This is a genomic window from Paraburkholderia ribeironis (assembly GCF_900019265.1).
Lineage (GTDB): Bacteria > Pseudomonadota > Gammaproteobacteria > Burkholderiales > Burkholderiaceae > Paraburkholderia > Paraburkholderia ribeironis.
In genome coordinates, this window is record NZ_CYGX02000113.1 from 1 (window position 1) to 6,910 (window position 6,910).

7 protein-coding genes are annotated in these 6,910 nt (G+C 59.3%); 4 read left to right on the forward strand and 3 right to left on the reverse strand.

The genetic code is table 11. The features are described from left to right. Positions 1-765: 765 nt before the first annotated feature. Both BN2475_RS30995 and BN2475_RS31000 read right to left on the reverse strand, forming a co-directional pair. Positions 766-2,073 (reverse strand): hypothetical protein, encoded by a 1,308-nt coding sequence (locus tag BN2475_RS30995; RefSeq protein ID WP_094783196.1) that lies wholly within the window; start codon positions 2,071-2,073, stop codon positions 766-768. Positions 2,074-2,525: 452 nt separating this feature from the next. Continuing rightward, positions 2,526-3,668, reverse strand: a complete 1,143-nt coding sequence (locus BN2475_RS31000; protein WP_094783197.1) for an integrase domain-containing protein — start codon at positions 3,666-3,668, stop codon at positions 2,526-2,528. Between the two features lie 1,154 nt (positions 3,669-4,822). Between BN2475_RS31000 and BN2475_RS31005 the strand changes: the two genes are divergently transcribed. From BN2475_RS31005 to BN2475_RS31015, 4 genes are all read left to right on the forward strand, one after another. Further along, positions 4,823-5,839: a PRTRC system protein D gene (locus tag BN2475_RS31005; protein ID WP_094783198.1), complete on the forward strand. Its 1,017-nt coding sequence runs from the start codon at positions 4,823-4,825 to the stop codon at positions 5,837-5,839. Next, positions 5,836-6,204: a hypothetical protein gene (locus BN2475_RS31010; protein ID WP_094783199.1), complete on the forward strand. Its 369-nt coding sequence runs from the start codon at positions 5,836-5,838 to the stop codon at positions 6,202-6,204. Before BN2475_RS31005 ends, BN2475_RS31010 begins: the two co-directional genes overlap by 4 nt. A gap of 114 nt (positions 6,205-6,318) precedes the next feature. Then, positions 6,319-6,474: a hypothetical protein gene (locus BN2475_RS34735; protein WP_162844507.1), complete on the forward strand. Its 156-nt coding sequence runs from the start codon at positions 6,319-6,321 to the stop codon at positions 6,472-6,474. Between the two features lies 1 nt (position 6,475). Next, positions 6,476-6,736 (forward strand): hypothetical protein, encoded by a 261-nt coding sequence (locus BN2475_RS31015; protein ID WP_094783200.1) that lies wholly within the window; start codon positions 6,476-6,478, stop codon positions 6,734-6,736. Here BN2475_RS31015 and BN2475_RS35140 read toward each other — a convergent pair. Further along, positions 6,726-6,910, reverse strand: a 185-nt coding sequence (locus BN2475_RS35140; RefSeq protein WP_218023748.1) for a hypothetical protein, incomplete at its 5' end; no start/stop codon positions are given. The genes BN2475_RS31015 and BN2475_RS35140 overlap by 11 nt on opposite strands.

Sequence of the window (6,910 nt, forward strand, 5' to 3'; positions counted from 1 at the left end):
ATCTCAGGTGACAAAGTAGTCTCCACCACTCGTTTGGTGGGGCCTACTGTGGCCACTTTGGCGCCATCGGTCTAGACGGTACTCAAGCAACGCTTACTTCGCACCGCATCCCGCTAGCAATACAGCGGCAAGTACTGCGGCGGCGATTCGTTTAGCGTCTTTCATGTCGTTTCCCTTATCCAGTGACTTCTTCCCCCACACCGTCCGCGTACGCGAGCACGCACATACGCCGCTCATACACGTCAAAATCGCCGTGGGCGGCCGGCTCAAATACCGCGTGCGGATAAACACGGTGCATATCGGTATGCGTCTGCGATCTTCATGGTCAACTCCCGTCCTACGTTTCCCTTTCGTACGTTTTGACAATGGCCGTTACGATTAACTTCCCGCGAGTTGTGCGATCGTTTGTCACACTGGAGTCCTTATCTTTCCACACAACACCGGCCGCAATGCGCGCGATTGCTACGACCCAAGAGACGGGATATCGAACCGCCATATGAAACGGGACTGAGGGAAGTGGGATTTGGTTGCGCGGACAACGCGCGGGCGGACGTCGCGGCGTGGAGGTCTTAAACCCGGGAAGCATCAGCACCGTTGTGTGAACGTCGCTGATCGGTCCAAGAAGCGACATTCGCAGGCGACTGGATTTTTGACATTTAGGCGTCTGGTGCGCTCTAAAATTAGGCGCTCGCGCCGGGATGCGACGGCTGGCCGTGCGGGACCGACGCGTCATCGATTCTGCGCGGAGCATGCTCGGCAAGGAGACTAGCCATGGCAGCGAGCCACCGCAATCGACGCAATGATAATAACGACCGCAATGAGGGCCGTCTGCCTGAAGCCGTCGATCCTGAGGTCGGTCAGTGCAAGGCGCAATTCAGCGAACCGTATATCGAGCGCTTTGATGTCATTTCGGGTGACCTTCTCAGGTTCAGCGCGCTCGCAACTCACGCGCTCCTGGTCCCTTGCGGACATACTCCGGGGCTCAGACAAACTGCCGCGACTGCGCAGCCGCTCGCACATTCGTTCGTACGCGTTGTACATATCCCCACGGCAGTGCTCCTCAATCGCACGGCGTGTTGCGTCGTCGCGCATAGCGGCGGAATTCCGTATTAAAGCCGCGGCCGCCGCTTCGTCATCGCGAGCCAGTGCGGCTTCGCACGCTTCCACCGGCATTTTCCCCGTCGCATAGAAGGCGCAGCGGCGTGCGAGATCTTCGTCATCGAGCGCGCCCCACGGCTTGAAGGTCGTTTCGTCGAACCTTCGACAGAAGACTATCGCTGTCAAACAACGAACTTCTTCCGCTAGTGGCAACCCGGTAAAAACACCTTGCTCTTCCGCGCCCCTGTGGTCTCGCAGGTTAGCATCGCGCCAGCGGTCCATTGCGGCGATCGGGTCAACGTCAGCAGCGGGTGCGTCCTCCGGCAGGATCTCACCAAGCAGCATGACGATCGTAAGCGCCCAGCTGCTATCCACTGGAGCGTCGATGATCGTCCGCAAGAGACCACGAAAGATGTCATGTCGAATCGTCCCCCAGCTCCACAAGTCCCAATCGGGGGTACGGAAGAATGTATTTGTTGATGTTGCTTTGAGAAGCTGGTTAATTCGCTCGAGCGGGACACCCTCGTAAAGGGAACTCCTCCAGAAAAGATTCAAGAGGACCGATTGGGTGGTCGGATTTTTGCAGGCTGCACTGACCTCTTCTTTGTCACCATTCACCGCGAGATGTCTGAGTTCGTCATCGGAGAGGAGCAACCCATCGAACTGCCCCGTCCTGTTTCCGAGATACGCGATTCTAATTGCTTTGTCGAAAATCAGGTCGCCGGTACCTGCAACGCTGCGCATGTACGTTGCGTGCGCTTCTTGCGGATCACCGTAGTGCGCGATAGCCAGATCGATGAGCGGTTCGCGCCGGAGGGCGAGGAGTGTGCAAAGTCCCTCCGGAAGCACGGTCTTCGCCGGTTCAGCGACCATGCACCGGGCCATCTCAGCAAGCTCCTGCTCAACAAGCTCCGGAGTGGCCACGTTCAGGCGCCCAAGCGTGACGGCGGGAGACTCGTCTGGAGTCCAAGCCATGGGCGTCCTCCTCGCGGAAACCAGTGAATCGAGTTCATTCGCTCTTTCAGTCGACTAATGTTACAACAACTCGGACCTGCGACGAGTTGCCGGTGGGTTGGCGGACCGAGCGTCGGCTCGTCGCCCTTAGGCCTCATATCTGGTCTCTGTTCGTCAGGTCGTGGTTTTGCTACACGCTTCCGTCTGACCCCGCCTCACGACGACCCCCTTGCGTTTCGCTAGCCCTTCACCACCAACAGGTTGGGCAGGGGACTCGCACCCCAAAAGCTGTTGCACATGCTCGGCGCACCAAAAAAAAAGCCGGCTACGAGAGCCGGCTGTGAAAGTGTTCTGGTGTTTTCCGAGGGCCGTCACCAGAACTTGAGAGACGATTCATTGTGCCTTTCCTGCCCCTCTGCACGGAGGCGTATGAGGCACTGTTTTAAGTGTCATTTCCCTGAGCGGCCCGCATCCTATCGCAAATTCTCCCCAGCGCCAAGAATCCGATACACGGCCTGCCGCGAAATACCCAGTGCGGCCGCCGCGTGACTCTTGTTGCCGTCGGCTTTTGCCAGCGCAGCACGCACCTCGTCAATCGTTGGCAACTTCTTTTGCAGGCGTTCCTGTTTCGCGAAGGTCGACAGATACGCGTTTGCCTTCGTTCTTCGCGTGTGCCCTGCCGCCTCGACCACGCGTCGCATTCCTTCCTCATGCAACAGTTGATCCGGACGTTCGCCCGCTCGCTTGATTGGTGCCGGTGCGCCCGTCGTGTCTTTATATAGCGTCTGAAGGAACTCGTGCCGCAAGCCGTGACTCGTGATCCCCATGCCCTTCTTTGTAACCCCGTGCTTTTCGAGGACGTAGTAATACCATTCACGCCATTGCTTCAGCGTCCGGTCTGCGGGGACCGTAGAACCCGTCAGACCGTTGCTGAGTCTGGCCGCCTCCTCCAGAATTCCGACCTTCGCCTCGATGGGCACTTCCCGAGGCCTGCCCCCCTTTGTCCCTCGCGTGACGGCCAGCATTCGTGTATTGCGGGCAGCTTCTGCTGGACGGAGCATGAAGCTCTCTTCAATGCGTAACCCAAACGCGGCCTGCAACTTCAGTTGTACCGCGGTAAATGGGCAGGTTCGCGCTATCTCCGCGATTTTCGCAGCGGCGTCGACGCCGTGTGCTTCCCATGATTTGTCCTCGGTTGCCACATAGCTTCGTCTCAGGCCGAGGGCCTGTCTATCAACATAGTCGTCAAGCGTTCCGACCAAGTTCGACTTGCCCATCCACTGCGCAATTGCGCGCAGATAGGTCAGCTTGTTCTCGATTGTGCCGCCGCTTTGTCCGGCCGCGACCCAGAGATCGACGAGATACTTAACATGCTTGTGCTTTAGCGACCATGGCGTCTGAAGGGCAAAACCGCCCACGCGCAATTCCTGGAAAGACTTGCACAACGCCGTGGCCCGAAATCCCTGCGTCTTGATCGACAGCGCCCTGTTACTGATCCGGGTCGTGCTGTGAACGCGTGCAACGTTCTCATCAAACAGCTTCAATAGCGCGTCTCGAAATTCCGGCCCAAACCCGTAACCGTTAACGATCGCGCGTACGTGGAGAACTGCCGCCATGTCCTGTTACCCCCCGCGGCCTGCCGCCGCCAACCTTCGTTGTCCGTTCCCCGTCGATCGCAGCATCCCTACCTGATGCCGTACGCCGATCCTTCCGGGTCTGTCTCTGACCGCCAACTGCGCGGCTACGCCGTATCCCCGGCGCCCGGGTCCCGCCTTCCTTTCCTTTAGCGATTCCATCCGATCGGCCAGATGCATGGGAAGTGCATGCAATCCGACTGTCCAACCTGCTGCCTGCCGGCTCGAATCGCGCTTCGCGCAATCCGCCACCGGCGTGTTTCTGTGCGAGGCGTACTGCCGTCGCGCTACGCGGATCCAACCCGCGCGATGCAGCTTCGTGGCTACCCTGCCAGCACGACGCTTGCGCGCCTCAGAGCCGTGCACCGCTTCGCGGTTCTTCGGCCCAGTGCTAATTGCCGGGCAATACCTGTACGCGTTTTGTGGACGGCCGCGCGCGCCGTGTTCTCTTCCGTCAGGGAATCGCGGTGTCTCCGGGTTTTCCGGTCCGCATGAATTCCCCCGCCCCCAAGTCGCTCATCTCCGCCGCCGTGTATCGGGTTTCGTGAGCGCACCCAGCTTTCGCTGAAAGGGCGTGTACAGGCGCAGTTGAGTTGGCGAGGTGTCCGGTGTCCGGTCTCTGCACATGTCCTCAATGCGTCACATTGCGGCAAACCGCCGCCAATCGTATGGATATCGCAGTGTCCAGCGGCCCTCAAGGTGCGGCAGTGTGGACTTGATTTGATTCAGAAAAAGGCCGCATCACTGTGCGACCCGGTCACTACTGTGTTTTGGCCCGTTGCGGGCCTGAAGGTATGGACGTGCGAGTACCCAGCACTCGGCATCGATGCGTCATAGACGCGGTAGGTATGCACAGGATACGGCCAAGGGCGCAAATTACTCGGGCGAAAGATAGGCAGAAGCGGCTGGCTTTCGTTGACTTGACTTTGCTGAACGCTCGATAGACTGGAAACCAGGCAGAACTGACAGAAAACTGTCAGTTTAACCAGCAAACCCGTCGAACCATCCAAACTGACACTTATCTGTCAGATATCTGATATTCGGCGGCCCTGCGTTGATGCGGCAATTCAAACTGATACTTGTCTGTCAGTTTCCTGTCACTTCAGCGCGGACCACTCATATCGAATGGAGTCACCTTGAAAACTTCCGTCTTCGCAGTCGACGTTGGCTATGGCAACACCAAGTACGCTCACCGCGCGGCCAGCGGCAGCATCGCCACCGGCATGTTTCCCTCGCTCGCCCCGCTCGCGGCGAGCCGTGCGTTGTCGGGCTACGGTGACGGTGTACTCGCGTCGCGTAAGGTCGTCACGATCATAATCGACCAGATCGAGTACGAGGTAGGCCCTGACGTGTCACTCACGGCGGCCTATGGCAATACTGGCCGCGCACTTTCGAACGACTTCGTTCTCTCCGACAACTATGCGGCCCTGCTCGCGGGCGCGATCCACTTCGCCGGCGTCACGCAGATCGAGCGCCTGGTGCTCGGCCTGCCCGTCCACAACATGAAGAAATACTCGACGGCGCTGCGCGACCGCTTCACGGGCACGTTTGACTATGGCCCGGGTCGCGTCACCATCGAAAAGGTCGTCGTCATCCCGCAGCCGCTCGGCTCGCTCGTCGCCGCTTCGACCAACCGTCAGGGCGAGTTCGGCCGCGACAGCGCGCATCTGGTCATCGACGTGGGCTACTTCACGACGGACTGGGTCTATGCAAACGGCTTCACGATGGACGACAAGCGCAGCGACGGCATCCCGGGCGGTGCATCCCAGATCTACCAGCGCATCGCCGCGCTTATTTCGCGCGACCAGGACGAACAGGTCGAAGACATTGAGCGCATCGACAAGGCCCTGCGTGAGCGCAAACCGTTCTTCTTCTACGGCAACGACATCAATCTCGACCCGTACCTCGAACAGTCGCAACCGGTCATCGCCGGCGTCGTGAAGGAAATGCAAAACAACGTCGGGCAGCTGACGAGCGTGCGATCGATCATCCTCTCGGGCGGCGGAGGCGCACTGTACGCGCCAGCGATCCGCAAGGCGTTCCCGCGCGTGACGCTCGAAGTGATCGATACGCCGTGCATGGCCAACGCCAAGGGCTTTCTGATCGTTGGCGAAGCTGGCCTGACCCGCGAGCGCGCGACTGCGAAAGCATGAGCGAAAAGTTCGACATGAAGGTGGTCATCGATTCGGTGACCACGCCGCTGCTGCATGCCCGGCTGTCAGAAGCGAAGTCCTATCGCGAGCGGGCAGCCGTTCTGCGGCAACTTGCCGAAGCGGCACTGCGAGGCGTCTCTGCACAACCGGCAACGAGCATTGCGATTGGAGCTGCGACGCCCGTGGCTACGCCGACCAATGCGCCAATATTTCAGCCCGACAGTTTCGATCGGGCGGGAATCGGGCGGGCTGATTTCACTGCGCCCGTTGCCACCGGCATCGTGACTCCCAACGAGCAGAGCAGCCTTAGCCTTGACGGGCACAACACCGAGGAGCTCGCCGATGCCTTCGGAGCATACTTCTAACCGCAGCGCTCAGGTCGCTTGACTTTCGGTACCAGATGGCAAGATAGGTCATGGCTTCGGTGTTCATCGCGCAACGCGCGGTGCACCGACGCAAAAATCAAAGTGGAGAATCAAATGCTGGAACTGATCGAAATCGTTCGCAAAGGCCTGCCCCTGAACGAAGCCCACACGTGGCTGTTTTTCGCGACGGTGCTCGCGACGTGCATCGCGGGCGCCTACGCTGGTACAGCCGCGCACGCATATGCCTCGCGTGAAAAGGAGGAAGGTTGAAATGACGATCATGAACCGGTTTGCGGCCTGGTACTTGAAATTCAACGCGCTGTCGTTTTTCGCGCGCCGCGCCATTATCTTCGCGGCCTCGGTGGCGCTGTGGTGGTTCGCCGCGATGCTGCAAAGCATGCACTTCAACAATGACCTGTGCGTCGTTATGTTGCTCGCGGGCACGGCGGGCGTGCTGTGGTCGAGCGAGCTGTGGCGACTCTGGAAAGTTTTCGCAGCGATCGTCGTAATCTGCCTTGCAATCATGCGATGACCAGCTTGACGATGGACGAAAAAAAAAAGGCTCCCCCATTACTGGGGGAGCCGCAGACTGCTGACGAACCCCACGTTTTTCGGAGCGTGGGGTTTTGTTTTTTCAGGCGATGCGAGAACGGCCGTGAAGCGTGCGACTTGAGACGATGAAGGTCCGAATCAGGCGGCCCGGGCG

Bases quoted from the DNA above. Each gene is read 5' to 3' on its own strand.
- BN2475_RS30995 (WP_094783196.1), bottom strand. From the start codon at position 2,073: ATGGCTTGGACTCCAGACGAGTCTCCCGCCGTCACGCTTGGGCGCCTG.
- BN2475_RS31010 (WP_094783199.1), top strand. From the start codon at position 5,836: ATGAGCGAAAAGTTCGACATGAAGGTGGTCATCGATTCGGTGACCACG.
- BN2475_RS31015 (WP_094783200.1), top strand. From the start codon at position 6,476: ATGACGATCATGAACCGGTTTGCGGCCTGGTACTTGAAATTCAACGCG.
- BN2475_RS31000 (WP_094783197.1), bottom strand. From the start codon at position 3,668: ATGGCGGCAGTTCTCCACGTACGCGCGATCGTTAACGGTTACGGGTTT.
- BN2475_RS34735 (WP_162844507.1), top strand. From the start codon at position 6,319: ATGCTGGAACTGATCGAAATCGTTCGCAAAGGCCTGCCCCTGAACGAA.